This is a genomic window from Streptomyces zhihengii (assembly GCF_016919245.1).
In the GTDB taxonomy this organism is placed as follows: Bacteria; Actinomycetota; Actinomycetes; order Streptomycetales; family Streptomycetaceae; genus Streptomyces; species Streptomyces zhihengii.
Window position 1 is genome coordinate 4045697 of the sequence record NZ_JAFEJA010000001.1, and the last position, 21728, is coordinate 4067424.

The 21728-nt window shown below is 72.6% G+C and carries 15 protein-coding genes; 5 read left to right on the plus strand and 10 right to left on the minus strand.

The annotated features are described in order from the left end of the window. The first annotated feature begins 301 nt into the window (after positions 1–301). Complete coding sequence (locus JE024_RS16935) at positions 302–2107, plus strand: VWA domain-containing protein (RefSeq protein WP_205374393.1); 1806 nt, start codon at positions 302–304, stop codon at positions 2105–2107. Between the two features lie 133 nt (positions 2108–2240). Further along, positions 2241–3860 (plus strand): methionine--tRNA ligase, encoded by a 1620-nt coding sequence (gene metG, locus JE024_RS16940; protein ID WP_205374394.1) that lies wholly within the window; start codon positions 2241–2243, stop codon positions 3858–3860. A 200-nt stretch (positions 3861–4060) separates the two neighbouring features. Here metG and JE024_RS16945 read toward each other — a convergent pair whose 3' ends face one another. Beyond that, entirely contained in the window at positions 4061–4825 is a 765-nt protein-coding gene (locus JE024_RS16945; protein ID WP_205374395.1) for a L,D-transpeptidase family protein, read from the minus strand. 269 nt (positions 4826–5094) lie between these two features. After that, the gene (gene aspS, locus JE024_RS16950; RefSeq protein WP_205374396.1) at positions 5095–6867 is read right to left on the minus strand and encodes an aspartate--tRNA ligase; all 1773 of its coding nucleotides are present in this window, start codon (positions 6865–6867) and stop codon (positions 5095–5097) included. Between the two features lie 163 nt (positions 6868–7030). Between aspS and JE024_RS16955 the strand changes: the two genes are divergently transcribed. After that, positions 7031–9160, plus strand: a complete 2130-nt coding sequence (locus JE024_RS16955; RefSeq protein ID WP_205374397.1) for an ATP-binding SpoIIE family protein phosphatase — start codon at positions 7031–7033, stop codon at positions 9158–9160. On the opposite strand, the gene JE024_RS16960 is transcribed toward JE024_RS16955, so the two are convergent. From JE024_RS16960 to JE024_RS16970, 3 genes are all read right to left on the minus strand, one after another. Next, positions 9106–10194: an AI-2E family transporter gene (locus JE024_RS16960; protein WP_205374398.1), complete on the minus strand. Its 1089-nt coding sequence runs from the start codon at positions 10192–10194 to the stop codon at positions 9106–9108. The genes JE024_RS16955 and JE024_RS16960 overlap by 55 nt on opposite strands. An 80-nt stretch (positions 10195–10274) precedes the next feature. Beyond that, on the minus strand, positions 10275–11258 hold the full coding sequence (locus tag JE024_RS16965) for a pirin family protein (protein ID WP_205374399.1): 984 nt from the start codon (positions 11256–11258) through the stop codon (positions 10275–10277). A gap of 131 nt (positions 11259–11389) precedes the next feature. Next, a complete protein-coding gene (locus tag JE024_RS16970; protein WP_205374400.1) occupies positions 11390–11842 on the minus strand; it encodes an SseB family protein in 453 nt (150 codons plus the stop codon). A gap of 131 nt (positions 11843–11973) precedes the next feature. On the opposite strand from JE024_RS16970, the gene JE024_RS16975 reads away from it, so the two are divergent. Both JE024_RS16975 and JE024_RS16980 read left to right on the plus strand, forming a co-directional pair. Then, complete coding sequence (locus JE024_RS16975) at positions 11974–13800, plus strand: acyl-CoA dehydrogenase (RefSeq protein ID WP_205374401.1); 1827 nt, start codon at positions 11974–11976, stop codon at positions 13798–13800. 149 nt (positions 13801–13949) lie between these two features. After that, positions 13950–15272 (plus strand): M18 family aminopeptidase, encoded by a 1323-nt coding sequence (locus JE024_RS16980; protein ID WP_205374402.1) that lies wholly within the window; start codon positions 13950–13952, stop codon positions 15270–15272. Positions 15273–15501: 229 nt separating this feature from the next. Here JE024_RS16980 and JE024_RS16985 read toward each other — a convergent pair whose 3' ends face one another. The 5 genes from JE024_RS16985 to JE024_RS17000 form a co-directional block, all read right to left on the minus strand. Continuing rightward, the gene (locus JE024_RS16985; RefSeq protein WP_205374403.1) at positions 15502–17319 is read right to left on the minus strand and encodes an NHL domain-containing thioredoxin family protein; all 1818 of its coding nucleotides are present in this window, start codon (positions 17317–17319) and stop codon (positions 15502–15504) included. A gap of 75 nt (positions 17320–17394) precedes the next feature. Then, entirely contained in the window at positions 17395–18615 is a 1221-nt protein-coding gene (locus JE024_RS16990) for an ABC transporter permease (RefSeq protein ID WP_205374404.1), read from the minus strand. Continuing rightward, the gene (locus tag JE024_RS16995) at positions 18612–19313 is read right to left on the minus strand and encodes an ABC transporter ATP-binding protein (protein WP_244882914.1); all 702 of its coding nucleotides are present in this window, start codon (positions 19311–19313) and stop codon (positions 18612–18614) included. The genes JE024_RS16990 and JE024_RS16995 overlap by 4 nt, the downstream gene beginning before the upstream one ends. A gap of 8 nt (positions 19314–19321) precedes the next feature. Next, complete coding sequence (locus JE024_RS41125) at positions 19322–21034, minus strand: hypothetical protein (protein WP_244882916.1); 1713 nt, start codon at positions 21032–21034, stop codon at positions 19322–19324. A gap of 10 nt (positions 21035–21044) precedes the next feature. Then, the gene (locus tag JE024_RS17000) at positions 21045–21518 is read right to left on the minus strand and encodes a hypothetical protein (protein WP_205374406.1); all 474 of its coding nucleotides are present in this window, start codon (positions 21516–21518) and stop codon (positions 21045–21047) included. Positions 21519–21728 lie beyond the last annotated feature (210 nt).

Sequence of the window (21728 nt, forward strand, 5' to 3'; positions counted from 1 at the left end):
CGACATGGTGTCGGAATGATTCCGGCCGCGACGTTAGGCGCGCACCCCGGCAGGGCGGCGGACGGAGCGTGAACGGAGGATGAATCCGGCACGGCCGGGGCGCGGTTGAGCTGTGAGGCAACGCGCCGCGGGCGGGCCGTACGGGCGGACGGCGCGGCTCCCCGGGACGCTTGCGGGTGCCCTCCCGGAAGCCCGTGAACTGGGCCGCTAACCTTACGTGTCAGCCCTGGCCCACGCGGCCGGGCGGAACGTCTGCAGGAGCGGACATCACCGCACCCAACTCATGCGAAAGGCCCCGCCCATGGGTATTCGGAGCTTGCTGCGCAAGGTGTTCGGCCGCGATCGTGGCGGCCCGGAGGAGTCGGTGACGGCCTCCGTTCCCGCTCAGACCGAACGTACGGAACCGGCCACCGGCACGGAGTCGGAGTCGGCGGCCTCGTCCGCGTCCGCGTCGCCGTCCGCGTCATCGACCGCGTCCGCGACGGTCCCGCCGCAGACCGCCGCGGACCGTGCGGCGGAGGAGCTCGTCTCGGCGTCCTTCGACAACCCGGCCCCGCGCTACGCCTCCCCCTCCGTCCCGGCCCAGGCGGGCCCGCCGGAGGAGGCCGCTGCCGCGGCCAAGTCCGCCGCGCCCGAGCCGGAGGCCGCCGCCGAGGCGACCGCTCCGAAGGAGCCGGCCGCGGAGGCGGCTGCGGAGGCGCCTGCGGACGCTGTCGAGGCGGAGGCCCCCAAGACGGAGACCGCGCCCGAGGCGGAGGCCGAGGCGGAGCCGGTCGCGGAGGAGCCCAAGCCGCAGGACGAGGCCCCCGCCGCCGAAGAGCCGGCTGCGGAAGCAGCCGAAGCGGACGCACCCAAGACCGAGACCGCCGCCGAGCCGGAGGCCGAAGCGGCCCCCGCCGCCGAAGAGCCGGCCGCCGAGGCCGCCAAGACCGACGCACCTGAGGCCGACACCGCCCCCGAGGCGGAAGCCGACGAGCCCAAGCCGCAGGACGAGGCACCCGCCGCCGAAGAGCCCGCCGCGGAAGCAGCCGAAGCCGACGCACCCGAGCCGAAGGCCGAAGCGGCCCCCGCCGCCGAGGAGCCCGCCGCCGAGGCCGCCAAGACCGACGCACCTGAGGCCGACACCGCCCCCGAGCCAGTCGCGGAGGAGCCCAAGCCGCAGGACGAGGCACCCGCCGCCGAAGAGCCCGCCGCGGAAGCAGCCGAAGCCGACGCACCCGAGCCGAAGGCCGAAGCGGCCCCCGCCGCCGAGGAGCCCGCCGCCGAGGCCGACGCCCCCAAGACGGAGACCGCCCCCGAGCCGGTCGCCGAGACCGAGAGCGCGGCCACCCCCGAGGCGGAAGCCGAAGCCGCCCCCGAGACCGACACCGCTCCCGAGCCGGAGGCGGAAGCCGTCGCCGAGGTCGAGGGGGACGAGGCGGTCGCGGGGAAGGCGGCCGTGGGGATCGCGCGGGTGAAGGCGCGGGCGCCGCTCGTGGTGGACGCGTACCGGACCGCCGGTGCGGCGCTCAAGGAGGCGCAGCTCACCGGCGCGCGGGCGCGGGTGTACCTCGTGCTGGACCGGTCCGGCTCGATGCGGCCGTACTTCAAGGACGGCAGCGCCCAGGGCCTCGGCGAGCAGGCGCTCGCCCTCGCCGCGCACCTCGACGAGCGGGCCACCGTCGACGTGGTGTTCTTCTCCACCGAGGTCGACGGCACCGGCGAGCTGACGCTCGACGCGCACGACGGCCGCATCGACGAGCTGCACGCCGGCCTCGGCCGGATGGGCCGCACCAACTACCACCTCGCCGTGGAGCGGGTGCTCGCGCTGCACGCCGAGGCCGACACGGACGCCCCCGCGTTCGTGATCTTCCAGACGGACGGCGCCCCGGAGTCGAAGACGGCCGCCACCGCGGCGCTCGCGGAGGCTGCGGACCGCCCGGTGTTCTGGCAGTTCGTCGCCTGGGGCGAGCACGACGCCAAGGCGTTCGACTACCTGCGCAAGCTCTCCGTCCCGAACGCCGGCTTCTTCCCCGCCGGCCCGGCGCCCCGTGAGCTCACGGACGCCGAGCTGTACGCGGGTCTGCTGGAGGGCCTCGCGCCCTGGCTGGCGGCGCGCGGCGCCTGAGCCGGCCCCGTACCGGCGACGCCCGGCCCCGCACACCGTTCCGATTCCGGCGGGTGCGGGGCCGGGCGCGTTCCGGGCGGGGGCGCCCCGCGGCACGAGGAAGGGCGCTCGCGGGGCCGATAGGATTTCGGCCATGGCGGCCACTGGATCCGAGAAGCAGGGGGCGAGCGCGGACGCGAAGGCGTTCTACGTGTCGACCCCCATCTACTACGTCAACGACGCTCCTCACCTGGGCCACGCCTATACGACCGTCGCAGGCGACGTGCTCACCCGCTGGCACCGCCAGCGCGGCGAGAAGGTGTGGTACCTCACCGGCACGGACGAGCACGGTCAGAAGATCATGCGCACGGCCGAGGCGAACGACGTCACGCCCCAGGCCTGGTGCGACAAGCTCGTCGAGGAGGCCTGGAAGCCCCTCTGGGAGCACCTGGACATCGCGAACGACGACTTCATCCGCACCACGGAGAAGCGGCACACCGACCGTGTGCAGGAGTTCGTGCAGGACCTGTACGACAAGGGCGAGATCTACAAGGGCGGCTACGAGGGCCCGTACTGCGTCGGCTGCGAGGAGTACAAGCTCCCCGGCGACCTGATCGAGGCCGAGGACGGCACCAGGCTGTGCCCGATCCACAAGAAGCCGGTGGAGATCCTCAAGGAGGAGAACTACTTCTTCAAGCTCTCCGCGTACGGTCCGAAGCTGCTCGACCTGTACGCGGCGAACCCGGGCTTCATCCAGCCCGAGTCCGCCCGCAACGAGGTCGTGAACTTCGTCAAGCAGGGCCTGCAGGACCTGTCGATCTCGCGCTCCACCTTCGACTGGGGCGTCCCCGTCCCCTGGGACGACAAGCACGTCATCTACGTGTGGGTCGACGCGCTCCTCAACTACGCGACCGCGGTCGGCTACAACGAGAACCCGGCGAAGTTCGAGGAGACGTTCCCCGCGAACGTGCACCTGGTCGGCAAGGACATCCTGCGCTTCCACGCGGTGATCTGGCCCGCGATGCTGATGGCGCAGGGGCTGCCCGTGCCGGGCCGGGTCGCGGCCAACGGCTGGCTGATGGTCGGCGGCGAGAAGATGTCGAAGTCCAACCTGACGGGCATCAAGCCGCAGGACCTGACCTCGCACTTCGGCGTCGACGCCTACCGCTGGTACTTTCTGCGCGCGATCGCCTTCGGCAGCGACGGCTCGTTCTCCTGGGAGGACTTCTCCGCCCGCTACACCTCCGAGCTCGCCAACGACTACGGCAACCTCGCCTCGCGCGTGGCCGCGATGGTCGGCAAGTACTTCGGCGGCGCGCTCCCCGGGGCCACGGCCGCGGGCGAGGCCGAGCAGGCGGTGCGGGACGGGCTGACGAAGGCGGTCGCCGAGGCCGACCGGAAGATCGGCGAGGAGCTGGACTTCCAGGGCGGCATCCTGGCGGTCTTCGACTTCGTGAAGCAGGTCAACGGCTACATCACGGAGCAGGAGCCGTGGAAGGTCGCCAAGGACGATTGCCCCGAGGGCAGGGCCCGGCTGGCGACGATCCTGTACACGGCGGCCGAGTCGCTGCGCGCGGTCGCGGTCCTGCTGAACGCGATCATGCCGGACACGTCCCGCAAGCTGTGGGACTCGCTGGGCGCGGAGGAGTCCCTCGGCGCGCTCGCCGGGCAGCGGGTGCAGGACGCCGCCACCTGGGGGCAGCTCCCCGCCGGTGCGACGGTGACGAAGGGCGCGGTGCTGTTCCCGCGCCTGGAGGACCCGAAGAAGGACTGAGGGCCCGCACAGGGCGCATCCACGGCGGCCCGGCACCGGTTCACGGTGCCGGGCCGCCGCGCGCCATACGTCGGACGCCCTGAATCGTCTTCGCGCTCCGGCGGGACCAGGTCACCCGCCGGCGGGCGCCCGCACCCGGCGGGCCCGGTCACCACCCGGCGTCGGCGTCCCGGCGGGGCCCGGCCACCGGTCGCCCGGCCTCAGCGCGCCAGCGTCCCGGCGGGGCCCATCACGACCACCGGGCGCAGCTCCGGGTCGAGCGCCCGCAGCAGCTCCTTCATCCGGTCGCGGTCCAGCGACACGCAGCCCTGCGTGGGGCCCCCGTGGTCGACGTGGATCCAGATGCCGCCGCCCTTGTCGTCGCCGAGCGGGCGCGACGGGTCCAGCGGGGTGGTGCCCGCCTCGCGGTTGTAGTTCACGGCCACGACGTAGTCGAAGGACCCTTCGAGGGGCTCCCCCTCGAAGCCGCGCCCGCTGATGCTGAACAGGGACTGCCGGTCGTACGGCAGCTCGGTGCCGGGGTCGGGGAGCAGTCCGCCCGCGTCGGTGAGCCCGTAGACGCCGATCGGTGAGCGCAGGTCGCCCTGGCGGTGGTCGTCCGTCCAGCCGCGCAGCGCGTTGTGGGCGGGCCAGGGGCCCGCCGTGCGCTGCCAGCCCTTGTCCGCGTCGTGCCGGTAGAGCGCGGCGGTGGACTCGTCGGCGTCGGGCCCGCTGCCGGTGACGACGAAGACCTGGCGGGCGTCGGCCGGGATCCCGGCACGTGTGCGCGGTCCGATGCCGGGGATCTCCGCGACCGCGAGGGTCTGCGGCACGGCCGCCGCGGGCGCTTCGCCGCGCGCCCCGGTCACCGCCTTGGCGTCGGCGCCCGGGGCGGGGCCGGTGCCGGAGGTGTCCCCGCAGCCGGTGAGCAGCGCTCCGGCGCACAGGAGCACGACGGCGGAGAGGGTGCGGATGCGCGAGGACATGCGGGGCGGCCTTCCGGTACGGGAGCGTCCTACTCCTTGCGTTTCCAGAGTGGCAGGCCCGGGGCATTTCGCAGCTCACGCAATGCGGTAAACAGCGATCTTCGGACAAAACGGCTGATAGGGACCGCCTTTCCGGCCCGCAGCGCCCCTCCCGTCCCCCGCCGCCGAAGCTCCGCTCCCGCCCTCGACGCCGAAGCTCCCCCGCGTCCCCCGACGCCGAAGGGCCCCGGGACCGTGACGGTCCCGGGGCCCTTCGCAGCCTGCGGCCGTTACTCGCCGGGCTTGGCGACCGGCTTGCGGAGCTGGATGTTCAGCTCCCTCAGACGGGCCTCGTCGAGCTCCGTCGGGGCGCCCATCAGCAGGTCCTGCGCGTTGCCGTTGAGCGGGAAGGCGATGGTCTCGCGGATGTTCGGCTCGTCGGCGAGGAGCATCACGATGCGGTCCACGCCCGGGGCGATGCCGCCGTGCGGCGGGGCGCCGTACTCGAAGGCGCGGAGCATGCCCGCGAACTCCTGCTCGACCGTCTCGCGCGAGTAGCCCGCGATCTCGAAGGCCTTGAACATGATCTCGGGCTCGTGGTTCCGGATCGCGCCCGAGGAGAGCTCGATGCCGTTGCAGACGATGTCGTACTGCCAGCCCAGCACGTCCAGCGGGTCCTGGGTCTCCAGGGCCTCCAGGCCGCCCTGCGGCATGGAGAACGGGTTGTGCGAGAAGTCGATCTTCCCGGTGTCCTCGTCCCGCTCGTACATCGGGAAGTCCACGATCCAGGCGAAGCGGAAGACGTTCTCCTCGAAACGGCCGGCGCGCTTCGCGGCCTCGACCCGGACCGGGCCCATGATCTTGGAGACCTCGTCGAACTCGCCCGCGCCGAAGAAGATCGCGTGGCCCGGCTTCAGGCCGAGGCGCTCGGTGAGGACGGCGACGTCGTCCTCGGTGAGGAACTTCGCGATCGGGCCGGTCAGGGCGCCGCCCTCGCCGACGCGCACCCAGGCCAGGCCCTTCGCGCCGAGGGAGACGGCGAAGTCGCCGAGCCCGTCGAAGAACTTGCGGGGCTGGTCACCGGTGTCCGGCACGGCCAGGGCACGCACGTGCTTGCCGGCGAACGCCTTGAACTCCGAGCCCTCGAAGACATCGGTGATGTCGACGAGTTCCAGGTCGGTGCGCAGGTCGGGCTTGTCGTTGCCGTACTTCAGCATCGACTCGCGGAACGGGATCCGCGGGAACGGGGAGGTGACGTGGCGGCCCCCGCCGAACTCCTCGAAGAGCTCGGTCATCAGCCGCTCGATCGGCTGGAAGACGTCCTCCTGCTCGACGAAGCTCATCTCGACGTCGAGCTGGTAGAACTCGCCCGGCGAGCGGTCCGCGCGGGCGTCCTCGTCGCGGAAGCAGGGCGCGATCTGGAAGTAGCGGTCGAAGCCGGAGATCATCAGCAGCTGCTTGAACTGCTGCGGCGCCTGCGGCAGGGCGTAGAACTTGCCGGGGTTCAGCCGGGAGGGGACGACGAAGTCGCGGGCGCCCTCGGGGGAGGTCGCGGCGAGGATCGGGGTCGCCATCTCGTTGAAGCCGAGGGACACCATCTTCGAGCGGATCGAGGCGATGACCGCGGAGCGCAGCATGATGTTGCGGTGCATGCGCTCGCGGCGCAGGTCGAGGAAGCGGTACTCGAGACGGCGCTCCTCGTTCACCCCGTCGTCGGCGTTGATGGTGAAGGGGATCTGCTTGGCCGCGCCCAGGACCTCGACCGCGGCGGCCTCGATCTCGACCTCGCCGGTGGGCAGCTCCGGGTTGACGTTCTCGGCGCCGCGCGAGACGACCTTGCCGTCCACGCGGACGACGGTCTCCTTCGTCAGCTTGTCGAGCACCTCGGCGGCGGCCGTGCCGGGGCGGGCGACGAGCTGCGTGATGCCGTAGTGGTCGCGCAGATCGATGAAGAGGATGCCGCCCAGGTCTCGGCGATTGTGCAGCCAGCCGCTCAGCCGGACGTCGGTGCCGACGTCAGAGGCGCGGAGCTCACCGCAGGTGTGGGACCTGTACCGATGCATCGTCGTTCATCCAGTCTTGGGATTCGGGGGTGGGCAACCCTGGCAAGGTTACCGCCCGGCCCCCGCCGCTCTCCTTGACATATACGCAACACGGAGCGAGGCGGCCGTCACCTGCGGTGGGCCCGGCGGGTGGTCCCGGCACGGATCTGCCTAAAGTGAGGCAATGCGCATCGAGGACGTTCTGGTCGCCCTGGCGACCGGCGTATGGCGCTGGGACCACTCCGGGACGATCACTCTCGACACCGTGGCCGCCAGACTTCTGGAACTGCCCGGCGATCCGGAGGAGGTTCCGCTGTCCGCCGTGCGCGCGCGGATCCACCCGGTGGACTGGGGGGAGCTGGACGCCGTCGTGACACGGGCGTTCGCCGAGGACACCGTCGCCGAGGCGCGGCTGCGGATCGTCGACGCCACCGGCCGGGTGCTGCGGATCGTGCGCAGCCGCGGCCGGTCGCAGGCCGGCGACGGCGGCGTCGCGCTGGTGGGCACGCTCCAGGAGGTCACCGACCAGTCCGGCGCCGCGGCCGCCCGGGCGCCGGTCACCGGCGACTGGCGGCGCTCGCGCGAGGCGTTCCTGCTGGACGCGGGCCGGGCGCTGGCGGAGGCCCGCTCCACGGAGGAGGTGCTGCGGGTCTCGGCGTCGCTGTCCATGCCCGGCTTCTCGCCCGACGGGCTCGCGGTCTTCGGGATCTCCGGGGACCGGCTGACGATCGTGGGCCACCACGGGCACGGCGCGGGCGACGACGAGCCCTTCGCCGACATGCCCCTGGACACCGACTACCCCGCGGCCGAGGTGGTGCGCACCGGGCGGGCCATCTACCTGCCGAGCCCGGCGGGCTACCGGAGCCGCTTCCCCGTCACCTGGCCGCTGGCGCGGCGCTTCGGCCGCGAGTCGTGGGCCTTCCTGCCGCTGATCGTCGCGGGCCGCACCATGGGCGCCTGGATGGCGGCCTTCCGGCACCCGGTGTCGTTCACGCCGGACGAGCGGTCGGTGCTCACCACGGTGGCCCGGATGCTGGCCCAGGCCCTCACCCGGGCCGGGGCCGCCGAGTCCGAGCGGGAGCTCTCGCTCGGACTCCAGCGCACCATGCTGCCGACGGTGACGCCCGGGATCCCGGGCGTCACCGTGGCCGCCCGGTACGTGCCCACCGGCGGCGGGCTCCAGGTCGGCGGCGACTGGTACGACATGATCCCGCTGCCGGGCGGGGGCGCCACCCGTGCCGGACGGTCCCGCGGGAACATCGCCCTGGTCATCGGCGACGTGCAGGGCCACGACGTACGGGCCGCGGGTCTGATGGGCCAGCTGCGGATCGCGCTGCGCGCCTACGCGTCCGAGGGCCACAGCCCCGACGCGGTGCTCTCGCGCGCCTCGCGCTTCCTGCACGGCATCACCGACACCTCCGAGGACGACGACGGGCCCCGGTTCGCCACCTGTCTGTACCTGGAGTTCGATCCGGCGACGGGGGTGGTGGAGATCGCCCGGGCGGGCCACCCCGACCCGGGCGTGGTGACGGCGGACGGCACGGTGCTGCTGCGCGCCACCGAGGGCGGGCTGCCGCTGGGCATCGACCCGGACACCGACTACCCGACGACACGCTTCGTGCTGGAGGCCGGCGAGACCCTGCTGATCTGCACCGACGGCCTGCTGGAGACGGGCGGCCACGACCTCGACACCGGCTGGGCCCGGCTGCGCGGGGTGCTGGAGCGACGCCGTGCGGACGGGTCGCTGGAGGAGCTGGCCGACGATCTGGTGCGGGCGGTGCACGGCCCCACCTCGCACTACACGACCGGGCCGCTGGCCGACCGGCGCGAGGACGACATCGCGCTGCTGCTGCTCACCCGCGAGGGCCAGCCGTCCCGGCGCCCCACCCGGCGCACCGCCATGAGCGTCGGCCAGGCGGAGCCGGAGCGGATCTCGGCGGCCCGCCGGCAGGTGCGGGAGCTGCTGCACGACTGGGCGGACCCGGAGCAGGTCGACTCCGCGGTGCTGATGGTCTCGGAGATGGCCACCAATGTGCTCGTCCACACCGACGGCACGGCGCTGCTGGTGGCGGAGGTCCATCACACGGACCCGGCCAGGCGGCTGCGGGTGGAGGTCTCGGACACCAGCGACGAGCTGCCGCACCGGCGCAGGCCCGGCGAGATGGCGTCGTCGGGGCGCGGTCTGGTGCTGATGGAGATGCTGGCCGACGCCTGGGGGGTGGATCCGCGCGGCACCGGCAAGTCGATCTGGTTCGAGCTCTACGAGACGTCCGGCGGCCCGGCCCCCGAGGGCGGCGGCGACGGCGTGCCGTAGCGGTCGCGCAGCTCGCCGACGACGCCGAAGGCCGCCGCCGTCACCGGGACGGCCAGCAGCATCCCGAGGATCCCCGCGAGGCTGGCGCCGGCGGTGATCGTCAGCATCACCACGGCCGGGTGCATCTGGACGGTGCGGCTCTGGATCATCGGCTGGAGCACATGGCCCTCCAGCACCTGCACGGCGAGCACCACCCCGAGCGCCCAGAGGGCGATGACGAAGCCCCGGTCGGCGAGCGCGACGAGCACCGCGACGGCCCCGGAGAGGAAGGCGCCGAGATAGGGGATGTAGGCGCCCACGAAGACGAGCGCGCCGAGACCGGCCGCTCCGGGCACCCGCAGGATCAGCAGGCCCACGGTGATGCAGACGGCGTCGATCAGGGCGATGAAGGTGGTCCCGCGCATGAACCCCTCGACGGCGCCGAAGGCGCGGCGCGACATGGCCTCGGCCACGTCGCCGGTGGAGCTGGGCACGATCGAGCGCAGGGTGGTGACGGCCCGGTCGGAGTCGCGCAGGAAGAAGAAGACCAGCAGCAGGGCGAGGACGGCGACGGCGATCATCTCGCCGACGACGCTCAGCCCGGAGATCACCCCGGAGGCGGCGGTGCCGCCGAACTTGCCGAGCAGGTCCCTGGCGTTGTGCGCGATGTCGTCCAGCGAGGTGCCGGCGGCCCCGAAGTGGTCCGCGAGGTCCTGGCCGGCCTGCCGGACGGAGGCGACGATCTGGTCGCCGGTCTCCAGCAGGGCGTGGACCACGATGTAGACGGCACCGCCGACGACGGCGAGCACGGCGGCGCAGGTCAGCCCGGCGGCGAGGGAACGCTGCACCTTCATCTTCAGCAGCCGGCGGTGCAGCGGCCCGAGCAGCGCGGTGCCGAGCAGCGCCAGCAGCACGGGGGTGACGGCGGTCTTGAGGGTGATCACGAGCCAGACGCCGACCCCGGCGACCCCGGCCACCAGCAGGGCGGCCGCGCACCAGGCGGCGAGCCTGCGGACGGGCTCGGGGAGCAGGGGCTGCGGCTGGGGACCGGTCACCCTGCCACCCGATCACGCACTCACCCCCGCAGCCCGCCGGAGCGGGCCACGGGGGTGAGGGGGCGCCGGCGCCGGGCCGGCTAGTTCCCGGCCGGGCCGGAGGGCTTCATGCCGTGGACGGCGGGGACGGTGCCGAGCCGGCCCTTCTGGAAGTCCTCGAAGGCCTGCTGCAGTTCGGCGCGGGTGTTCATGACGAACGGCCCGTAGTGCGCCATCGGCTCCCGGATCGGCTGCCCGCCGAGCAGGACGATCTCCAGGTCGCCGGTGTGCGAGCCGTTCTGCGTGTCGTCGGCCCACACGGTGAGCGCGCCGCCGTCGCCGAAGACGGCGGTCTGCCCCATCTGCACCGGACGGCGCTCGTCGCCGACCGCGCCGCGCCCGGCGAGCACGTACGCCAGCCCGTTGAAGTCCTCCCGCCACGGGATCCTGACCTGGGCGCCGGGGCGCAGGGTCGCGTGGATCATCGTGATCGGGGTGTGGGTGATGCCCGGGCCCTTGTGGCCGTCCAGCTCGCCCGCGATCACCCGGAGCAGCGCGCCGCCGTCGGGGGAGGTGAGGAGCTGGACCTGGCCGCCGCGGATGTCCTGGTAGCGCGGGTCCATCATCTTGTCGCGCGCGGGGAGGTTCACCCAGAGCTGGAGCCCGTGGAAGAGGCCGCCGGACATGACGAGCTGCTCCGGGGGCGCCTCGATGTGCAGGAGGCCGCTGCCGGCCGTCATCCACTGGGTGTCGCCGTTCTGGATGGTGCCGCCGCCGCCGTTGCTGTCCTGGTGGACGAAGGTGCCGTCGATCAGGTAGGTGACGGTCTCGAAGCCGCGGTGGGGGTGCCAGGGGGTGCCCTTCGGCTCTCCGGGGGCGTAGTCCACCTCACCCATCTGGTCCATCATGATGAACGGGTCGAGGTGCTGGTAGTTGATGCCGGCGAACGCGCGGCGCACCGGGAACCCCTCCCCCTCGAATCCCGTGGGCGCGGTGGTCACGGTGCGCACCGGCCGGGAGACGGCATCGGCGGGCGCGGCGACGCGGGGCAGGGTGAGTGGGTTCTCGACAGTCACTGCAGGCATGGCGGGGACCTCCTTGTGCGACCACTTTAGTTGAAGAATGAACTTCTTGCCACCGCAAACCACGGACGCCCGGGAGGTATTCCTCCCGGGCGTCCCGCGGCCCCGCGCCAGGCCGCAGGCCTGGGCGAGCCCTAGCCGTACATCCGGCGCATGGCGAAGTCGACCATCTGCTCCACGGCCTTCGCGTCGAAGACCATGCGGTGGTCGCCCTCCATGTCGAGCACGAAGCCGTACCCCGTGGGCAGCAGGTCGATCACCTCGGCGCCGGTGATGACGAAGTACTTCGACTCCTTGCCCGCGTACCGGCGCAGCTCCTTGAGCGTGGTGAACATCGGGATCACCGGCTGCTGCGTGTTGTGCAGCGCCAGGAAGCCGGGGTTGTCGCCACGCGGGCAGTAGACCTTCGAGGTGGCGAAGATCTGCTGGAAGTCCTCGGCCGACATCGCCCCGGTGGTGAAGGCGCGCACCGCGTCCGCGAGGGACGGCGGCGACGGTTCCGGGTACAGCGGCTGCTGCCCGTAGGAGGGCTGCTGCGGCACGTACTGCTGCTGCTGGGAGCCCGGGGTCTGGTCGTAGCCGTACATGCCCGCAAGAGTAACGAGTCACAGTTGTCCCGATCGGGGTTGCATCTTATTACCGACGGGTAGCATCATCGGAGCTACTTACTGGTACGTGGACCGTTCGTCCAACTTCCGAGTCTTACGGAGCCGTCGCCATGGGGCACTACAAGTCGAATCTCCGCGACATCGAGTTCAACCTCTTCGAGGTCCTCGGGCGCGACAAGCTGTACGGCACCGGCCCGTTCGCGGAGATGGACGTCGACACCGCCAAGTCGATCCTGGAGGAGATCGCCCGGCTCGCGGAGAACGAGCTGGCCGGCTCCTTCGCCGAGGCCGACCGCAACCCGCCGGTCTTCGACCCCGCCACCAACACCGCGCCCGTCCCCGCGAGCTTCAAGAAGAGCTACGAAGCCTTCATGGACTCCGAGTACTGGCGCCTCGGCCTGCCCGAGGAGATCGGCGGCACCACCTCGCCGCGCTCCCTGATCTGGTCCTACGCGGAGCTGCTGCTCGGCTCGAACCCGGCCATCTGGATGTACTCCTCGGGCCCGGCGTTCGCCGGCATCCTCTTCGAGGAGGGCAACGAGGCGCAGAAGAAGGTCGCGCAGATCGCGGTCGACAAGCGCTGGGGCTCCACCATGGTCCTCACCGAGCCGGACGCCGGCTCGGACGTGGGCGCCGGCCGCACCAAGGCCGTGCAGCAGGAGGACGGCTCCTGGCACATCGAGGGCGTCAAGCGCTTCATCACCTCCGGTGAGCACGACATGGAGGAGAACATCCTCCACTACGTCCTCGCCCGCCCCGAGGGTGCCGGTCCGGGCACCAAGGGCCTGTCCCTCTTCCTGGTGCCGAAGTACCACTTCGACTGGGAGACCGGCGAGCTGGGCGAGCGCAACGGCGTCTACGCGACCAACGTCGAGCACAAGATGGGCCTCAAGGCCTCCAACACCTGCGAGATGACCTTCGGCGACCAGCACCCCGCCAAGGGCTGGCTGATCGGCGACAAGCACGACGGCATCCGCCAGATGTTCATGATCATCGAGTTCGCCCGGATGATGGTCGGCACGAAGGCCATCGCCACCCTCTCCACCGGCTACCTGAACGCGCTGGAGTACGCCAAGGAGCGCGTCCAGGGCCAGGACCTGGTGAACTTCGCCGACAAGTCGGCCCCCAAGGTCACCATCACCCACCACCCCGACGTGCGCCGCTCCCTGATGACACAGAAGGCCTACGCCGAGGGCATGCGCGCCCTGGTGCTCTACACGGCCGCCGTCCAGGACGAGATCGCCGTCAAGGAGGCCACCGGCGAGGACGCCAAGTCCCTCGTCGCCCTCAACGACCTGCTCCTGCCGATCGTCAAGGGCTACGGCTCCGAGAAGTCGTACGAGCAGCTCGCCCAGTCCCTGCAGACCTTCGGCGGCTCCGGCTACCTGCAGGAGTACCCGATCGAGCAGTACATCCGGGACGCCAAGATCGACACCCTCTACGAGGGCACCACGGCCATCCAGGGCCAGGACTACTTCTTCCGCAAGATCGTGCGCGACCAGGGCCAGGCCCTGAACACGCTCTCCGAGGAGATCAAGAAGTTCCTGGCCGTCGGCACCGGCGGCGAGGAGCTCGCCGGCGCCCGCGACGCCCTGGCGAAGGCCGCCGTCGACCTGGAGGCGATCGTCGGCACCATGACCAACGACCTCATCGCCACCGGCGAGGACGTCAAGAGCATCTACAAGGTCGGCCTCAACACCACCCGCCTGCTGATGGTCTCCGGCGACGTCGTCGTCGGCTACCTGCTGCTGCGCGGCGCCGCCGTGGCCGCCGAGAAGCTGGAGACGGCCTCAGCCAAGGACGTGCCGTTCTACCAGGGCAAGATCGCGGCCGCGAAGTTCTTCGCCGCCAACGTCCTGCCCGGCGTCTCCGTCGAGCGCGCGCTCGCCGAGAGCGTCGACGGGTCCCTCATGGACCTCGACGAGGCCGCGTTCTAGGCTCTGCGGTACACAGGCACCAGGCCGCCGTCCGAACCCTCGGGCGGCGGCCGTGTCATGTCAACCGCCCGCCGCGGCCCACCGGCCGCCGACCGGGGGCGGCGCAGCGGCAACCACCGCGCGCGGCGCCCCTCGTTAAGGTGAACATCATGAGCAGCAGCGAACCCGCCCCCACCCGTCCGGCGAGCACCCCTCCGTTCGACCGCGGCCACACCGACGACCTGATGTCGTTCCTCGCCGCATCGCCGACGCCCTACCACGCGGTCGCCGAGGCGGCCGGGCGGCTGGAGAAGGCGGGCTTCCGCCAGGTGCGGGAGACGGACGCCTGGGACGGCACCGCCGGCGGCCGGTACGTGCTGCGCGGCGGCGCCCTGATCGCCTGGTACGTGCCCGAGGGCGCGGCTGCGCACACCCCGTTCCGCATCGTCGGCGCCCACACCGACTCCCCCAATCTGCACGTCAAGCCGCTGCCGGACACCGGCTCCCACGGCTGGCGCCAGATCGCCGTCGAGGTCTACGGCGGCACCCTGCTCAACACCTGGCTCGACCGCGACCTCGGCCTCGCGGGCCGGCTGACCCTGCGCGACGGCACCCACCGGCTGGTGAACGTCGACCGTCCGCTGCTGCGCGTCCCGCAGCTCGCCGTCCACCTCGACCGCTCCGTCAACACCGACGGGCTCAAGCTCGACCGCCAGCGGCACATGCAGCCGATCTGGGGCCTCGGCGAGGTGCAGGAGGGCGACCTGATCGCCTTCCTGGAGGAGGAGGCCGGCATCGCCGAGGGCGAGACCACCGGCTGGGACCTGATGGTCCACCCCGTCGAGAAGCCCGCCTACCTGGGCCGCGACCGGGAGCTGCTGGCCGGGCCCCGGATGGACAACCTGCTCTCCGTGCACGCCGGCACCGCCGCGCTCGCCGCCGTCGCCGGGCGCGAGGACCTCCCGTACATCCCGGTGCTCGCCGCCTTCGACCACGAGGAGAACGGCTCCCAGTCGGACACCGGCGCCGACGGGCCGCTGCTCGGCTCCGTGCTCGAACGCTCGGTGCACAGCCGCGGCGGCAGCCTGGAGGACCGCGCCCGCGCTTACGCGGGCACGGTCTGCCTGTCCTCCGACACCGGCCACGCCGTCCACCCCAACTACGCCGAGCGCCACGACCCGACCCACCACCCGCGCGCCAACGGCGGCCCGATCCTCAAGGTCAACGTCAACCAGCGCTACGCCACCGACGGCTCCGGCCGGGCCGTGTTCGCCGCGGCCTGCGAGAGGGCCGGCGTGCCGTGGCAGACGTTCGTCTCCAACAACGCCATGCCCTGCGGCACCACCATCGGCCCCATCACGGCCGCCCGGCACGGCATCCACACGGTGGACATCGGCGTCGCCATCCTCTCCATGCACAGCGCCCGCGAGCTCTGCGGCGCCGACGACCCGTACCTGCTGGCCAACGCGCTGGTCGCCTTCCTGGAGGGCTGAGCCCCGCACCCGCCGGCCGACCGGCGCCGCTGCCGCCGGCCCCCTGCCGCCCGAGCCTGAGCGGCAGGGGGACGGCGCGTCCGCGCCCTTCCGCGCTTCACGCCCTTCCGTCCTTCCGCCCTTCCGACCGCGAACGCGGCCCGGAGGGGCGGCGGACGCCGAGACCGCCTCCGCGCACGGCACGACGGCGCCCCGGACTCCCCCGGGGCGCCGCCGTACCCGCCGCGCGTCAGGCCCGCGGCTCGTCCATGCCCGCCAGCACCAGCGGCAGCCGGGCGGCGCCGTCCGCCGTCACCCGGACCGGGACGCCCCAGTCCTGCTGGTGCACATGGCAGGCCGGGTACTCGTTCGCCGGGTCGTCGTCGCAGGACGCCGCCATCGCCGAGACGTGCAGCACGCCCTCGGTGACCTCCGGGTCGATCTCCAGCTCCCGGGACAGATCCGTCCCCGCCCCGTCGCCCGCACGCAGCAGCTCCGGCGGCGTGGACGAGACGAGCAGCCGGGTCGACGGCCCGTAGCGGGTGTCCAGCTTCTGCCCGGCCGGCGCCTGGAACACCACGTCGAGCCGCAGCGCCCCCGGCGCCACATCGGTGGCCGCCCGCCGGGTGCGGTGCGCCACCGCCTCCACGCGTACCGCCTCCTCCGGGAGCCGCAGCCGCGTCAGCCGGTGCCGGGCCGACTCCACGACCACGATCTCGTCGCCGTCGAGCACCGCGCCGCTCGGCTCCCGCAAGTCGGTGGCGAGCGTGGTCACCTCGCCGGACGCCGGATCGAAGCGCCGCAGCGCGTGGTTGTAGGTGTCGCTGATCGCCACCGACCCGTCGGGCAGCGCCGTCACGCCCAGCGGGTGCTGGAGCAGCGCCTGCCCGGCCTCGCCGTCGCGGTGCCCGAAGTCGAAGAGACCGGTGCCGACGGCCGTGTGCACGACGCCGTCGGTGCCGATCCAGCGCACCGAGCTGGTCTCGGAGTCGGCGATCCACAGCCGCTCACCGGCGGCGGCGAGCCCGGACGGCTGCGCGAACCACGCCTCGGCGGCCGGTCCGTCGACCAGCCCCTCGTTCGTCGTACCGGCCGCGACCTGCACGGTCCCCGCCTCGGGGTCGTACGTCCAGAGCTGGTGCACCCCCGCCATCGCGATCCACAGCCGGTCGTTCCACCAGGCCACGTCCCACGGCGACGACAGCGCCACCTCGGTGGCCGGGCCCGACGTCGGCGAACCCTGCCACCACTGCCGGCCCGTGCCCGCGAGCAGCTCGACCGCGCCGGTCACCGGGTCGTACGCCTTGAGCTGGTGGTGCACGGTGTCGGCGACGGCAACCCGGCCGTCGGGCAGCAGCGCCAGCCCCTGCGGCTCGTTGAACACGCCGGCGCCGCCGGTGCGCCGCACCACGCTCTCGCCGTCCGCCGCCAGCTCGACCAGCTCGTGCCGGGTCGAGTCGGACACCAGGAAGTTCCCGGACGGCAGCCGCAGCGCCTTGCCGGGGAAGCGGAGGTCGGTCGCCACCGGCTCCGGCGCGACGTACGGGCCGTCCCCGCGCCGCAGGGTGCCCTTGGCCTCGTGCTCGGCCTCCAGCTCCGCCACCAGGCGCTCGATCGCGTGGGCGTGGCCCTCGCCGGCGTGCTGGGCGACGACGTACCCCTCCGGGTCGATGACGACCAGCGTCGGCCAGGCGCGCACCGCGTACTGCTTCCAGGTGGCCAGCTCGGGGTCGTCCAGCACCGGGTGGTGCACCTGGTAGCGCTCGACCGCGTCGACCACGGCCCGGTGCTCCGCCTCGTGCACGAACTTCGGCGAGTGCACACCGATGATCACGACGGTGTCCCGGTGCTTCTCCTCGAGCTCCCGGAGCTCGTCGAGGACGTGCAGGCAGTTGATGCAGCAGAACGTCCAGAAATCGAGGATCGTGATCCGTCCTCGCAGGTCGGCGAGGGTGAGTTCGGTGCCCCCCGTGTTCAGCCAGCCGCCCTTGCCGATCAGCTCGGGGGCACGGACACGGGCACGGCGGGGGGCGGGCGCGGGGGTGGGCGCCGGGACGGCATCGTTCATGGTTCAAGGGTGCCATCCGGGTGCGAACACCGGATCACGCGCGTGCGACGCCCGCCGCGCCGCCGCCCCGCGGGATCACCAGTCCCGCAGCGCCCGGGTCGGGTCGGTGCGCACGGCGCGGCGCAGCGGCCGGGCGGCGCCGGTCAGGACGGCGGCCACCGGGAGCAGCAGGGTCGCCGCCACGGCCCACGGGCCGGGCAGCACCGGGCCGGCCGGCAGATGCCCGGCGAAGACCTCCATCCCCGCCAGCCCCCGGACGACCAGCGCACCGCCCACCGCGCCGCACAGCGCACCGGCGGCGCCCGCGGCCAGCCCCGTGGCCCCGATCTCGACGGCGAACACGGCCGCCACCTCCCGCCGGGTCCGGCCCACGGCCCGGAGCAGCCCGATCTCGTGCACCCGCTCGCGCAGCAGTCCGCTGCCCATCCCGGCCCCGGTGACGGCCGCCGCGACGACCAGCAGCCCGAGCATGAGCAGCGCCCCCCAGCGGAACAGCTCCAGCAGCACCGGCAGCTCCCGCACCCGGTCGGCCACCGCGTACGCGTGGAAGCGCTGCTCGTGCAGCCGCTCCAGCACCCCGTCGACCGCCTCCGGCCCCGCCGTCACCACCGTCGCCCTGGCGAACCCCCGCGTCCCGAGGAACCGCCCGACCTCCACCCCTTCCCGCGCCGCCGCCCACTTGGCCACCAGCGGGGTGGCCGCGTAGGCGGCGTTCGGCCCGTCGATCTGCCAGGCGGGGTCGTAGAGCCCGACGACGGTGATCCGGTCGGTGACACCGGTGCCGCGGTTCTCGCCGATGCGCTGGATGTAGCCCACGGACACCGTCCGGCCGAGCAGGCCGGACAGGTCCTGTCCGTCGCCGACGGCCGGGAGGACGACCTCGGCGCCCTTCAGGGGGAAGACCTCGGCCCGCGCCCGCTCCAGCAGCGGCGGGGGCACGGAGGCGCGCGCCGAGGTCGCGTGGAGCAGGAACGGCGGCAGGCTCTCGTCGGGACCGCTGTCGAAGGACGCCTGCACGACGGGCTCGACCGACCGGACACCGGGCAGACCCGCCACCGCGGTGAGCGCCGCCGGGGTGAGCCGCTTGGCCGTGGACTCGTCGGTGCGCGCCTCCAGATCGATCTGCCGCAAACCCGTCCCGGTGGACAGCGTCGCCTCGGCGGACCGCTCGGCGCCGCGGACGACGGTCGCGGCGGCCAGCGAGAGCATGCCGCACAGCGCGAGGGCGAGCCCCGAGGCGAACGAACGCCTCGCGAAACGGCGGGCGTTCAGCAGCCCGTGGTGCAGCGGCTTCATGGGGTGGCCTTCCGGGGTGCGTCGTGCTCCGGGTCCTCGGCGCACAGCCCGTCCGCCATGCGCAGCACCCGGCCGGCCCGGGAGGCCACACCGGCGCTGTGGGTGACCAGCAGCACGGCGCAGCCGCTGCCGGCCGCGCCGGTGGTGAGCACGTCGAGCACGTCGGACTCGGTCTCGGCGTCCAGGTTGCCCGTCGGTTCGTCGGCGAGCACCACGGCGGGCGCGTTGACCAGTGCCCGCGCGACGGCGACCCGCTGCTGCTCCCCGGCGGAGAGCTGCTGCGGCCGGTGCCTCAGCCGGTGCCCGAGCCCGACCTCGCCCAGCAGCCGCGCGGCCCGTTCCGCGCCCCCGCGCAGCCCGGAGCGATGGGCCATCGCGACGTTCTCCTGGGCGGTGAACTGGGGCAGCAGGTTGAACGCCTGGAACACGAAGCCGATGCGGTCGCGGCGCAGCGCGGACAGCTCGGCGTCCGCCAGCCCGGCCGTGTCCCGGCCCTCCACGAGGACGGTTCCGGCGCCGGGCGTCGCCAGCAGGCCCAGCGCCATGAGCAGGCTCGTCTTGCCGCTCCCCGACCGCCCGACCAGGGCGACGATCTCACCGGCCGCGACCTCGAACGACACGTCCCGCACGGCGGCGACCGGCCCGTCGGGGCCCTGGTGGGACAGGCTGAGCCGATGGGCTCCCAGTACGGCTTCCACGCGCGTCCTCACGGGTTCCGGGTGATCGCGGGCACGGCGCCTTCGAGCAGCGCACTGATCCGGTACGCCGCCCGCGTCCCCGGCACCCCGCACTCGCCGTCCCCCGCACTGTCCCGGTAGAACGCCGACGCCCCGGGACAGTCCCGCCGCTTCTCCAGCAACGCGGTGATGCGCTCGGCGTCGTCGTCCGTGGGGGTCCATCCGAGGGCACTTGCGGCGCTCAGCGCCTCGGCAGCTTCTCTGACGGTTCCGTCCTTCAGCCGGCCCTCCGCCTCGGAGACCAGCTCCCCGGGGCGGGGCCGGTGGGTCAGCCGGTCGAGTTGCTCCGCCCGGTCGAGGCCGATGATCAGCAGGGATCGGGCGTAGCGGTGCTGAGCGCTGGTGGGCTGCCACTCGGTCAGGGAGACAGCGGGAACGGGCTCGTCGAGGCCTTGCAGAATTTCTGTGTAGCGGTTCCAGACGTCGACATTGCGCGCTTCGACGGCACGCGGTGCGGCGGCCTTCACAGCCGCGACGACTCTCCGTCTGTCCGTCGCCCGTACCTCGGCGCCCGTCGCGTCCATGAGGAAGAGCCAGGCACCGCTCAGCAGGGGATCCCCCTCGGCCATGACCGTCTGCCGCACAGCGCCCAGTGCGTCCCTGAGTCGAGGATCCGAGCTCGGCAGGGCCGCGATCATGCGCAGCTTCGCCACCTCGTACGTGGACGTCAACGAGCCCTGCCTCTGCTGCACGGAGGAGACGAGTCCCGAGGGCAGTTGGCGTGAGCGGATCCGGTCCTCGATCGGTGCGAGTTCCGCCGGCGGCCCGTCAAGACGCGTCCACGCCCGGGCGATCAACGAGGAGACCTGGGTGTCGTTCGAGGCGGGCTCTCCGGGATCGAGGATGGCGCGGAGGCGCTCGCGCTGCCCGGCCACGTCGAGGTTCAGCTCATCGGCCAGGAGCACGTAGTAGGCCGCCTCGACAACGTCCTCCTCGGTACGCGGCGACGCCACCTCGGAGCCCGTGCTCTGCCACCACAGGCGGCTCCGCCCGGCCGCGTCCCGGGGGACCTCGGCACCGGTCAACGCGGCGATCCTCACGGCGTGGTAGATCTGCACCGGTGCGTCGGGAGCCTCCGCGTCAGCCGTGCCGAGCCATTTCCGCACCGCGGCCCGCCGCTCCTGCGGAAGCTTCGCCCCGAACCGGTCCAGCGCCTCCAAGGCGCCCGCCGTGTCGTGCAACCGTGCCGAGACGTCGTCGGTCCCGGTCCCGGGATCCCGGAAGAACCCCTCCGCGACGAAGTGCTCCATGAGGGCGCCGGCATCTTCCCGATCATGCATGGTCCGACCCGTGGCCTTTTCGATGTCCGAGAGCCACAGCAGAGAACTGAAAGGCTCCCGCCGCATCTCCGCCGCGAAATCCTTCCGAAGCACTTCGTGGCGAGTACGCACAGGCACCTTGTGCCCGGTCATGGACTGGAGAGCCAGCAGACCGTGAGCGGATTCGTACAGCCCCGGGCGCGCGGCAGATCCCACGGCCGCCACGAACATGCCGTCATCGGCGCGGAATTCCTCCAGATCGGCCATCAATTGCCTTTGCTGACCGGAGAGCGGGACCCGATGGTCGTCCGTGAAATCGACAAGATTGCCGAAGACGCGCAGTCCGACGAAGGCCGCGAGGACCGCGCCGGTCAGCGTCAGCGTGATCGCCCATGTCGATCGCGGCAGCGCTCTCCTGGTCATACCCGACTCCTCAGCCCGCGCAAGCGGATGCCGTGCCCTTGATACCGAGCCTCTCGTGTGCCGTGGAGGCGTACGAGCAGGTCTCGATGCCCCAGACCAGGGAGAGGTAGCCGGAACGCGCCTGACCGGCCAGGTCAGAGGTCCAGTTGTTGGTGTTTGTCCACTCGAAAGAGTGCGTCCCCGCGCTTCCGCTGCCGCTGACGCCCGTCCCACTGCCGCCGATGGAGACGGAGCCGCCCCTGCCCGTGATCTGGGCGACGTTCTTCACCCATTCCATCGTCTGCCGCTGCTTGCCCCGGTACACCTTGGTCGAGGTCTTCCAGTCACATGCCTTCGCCCACAGATTGCACTCCCAGGCGTTCGCCTGAAGGCTGACGCCGCCTCCGATCGAGCGCTTGGAGCTGTCGCTGATGGCACCCGCAGAGCTGCCCGACGCGACGGCGAGCAGCAGCGCAGCGCCGAACGCAAGAGAAACGTTCTTCATCCGTATCCCCCAGGGATTCGACTCCGGACCGTCGTTCGGCGGCCGACAGTAGCGGAGGAATGGCCTACCGATTCCCCGGCGGAAATACCGGCCCGACCGGCACAACGTTCCTGCGAATCCCCCCACCCCCTCATGAATGATCGATACGCCTCAGCCCCACCAAGCCCCACCCACCCCCCGCCCCCGCGGGAAATCCCGCGCACCCCCCAC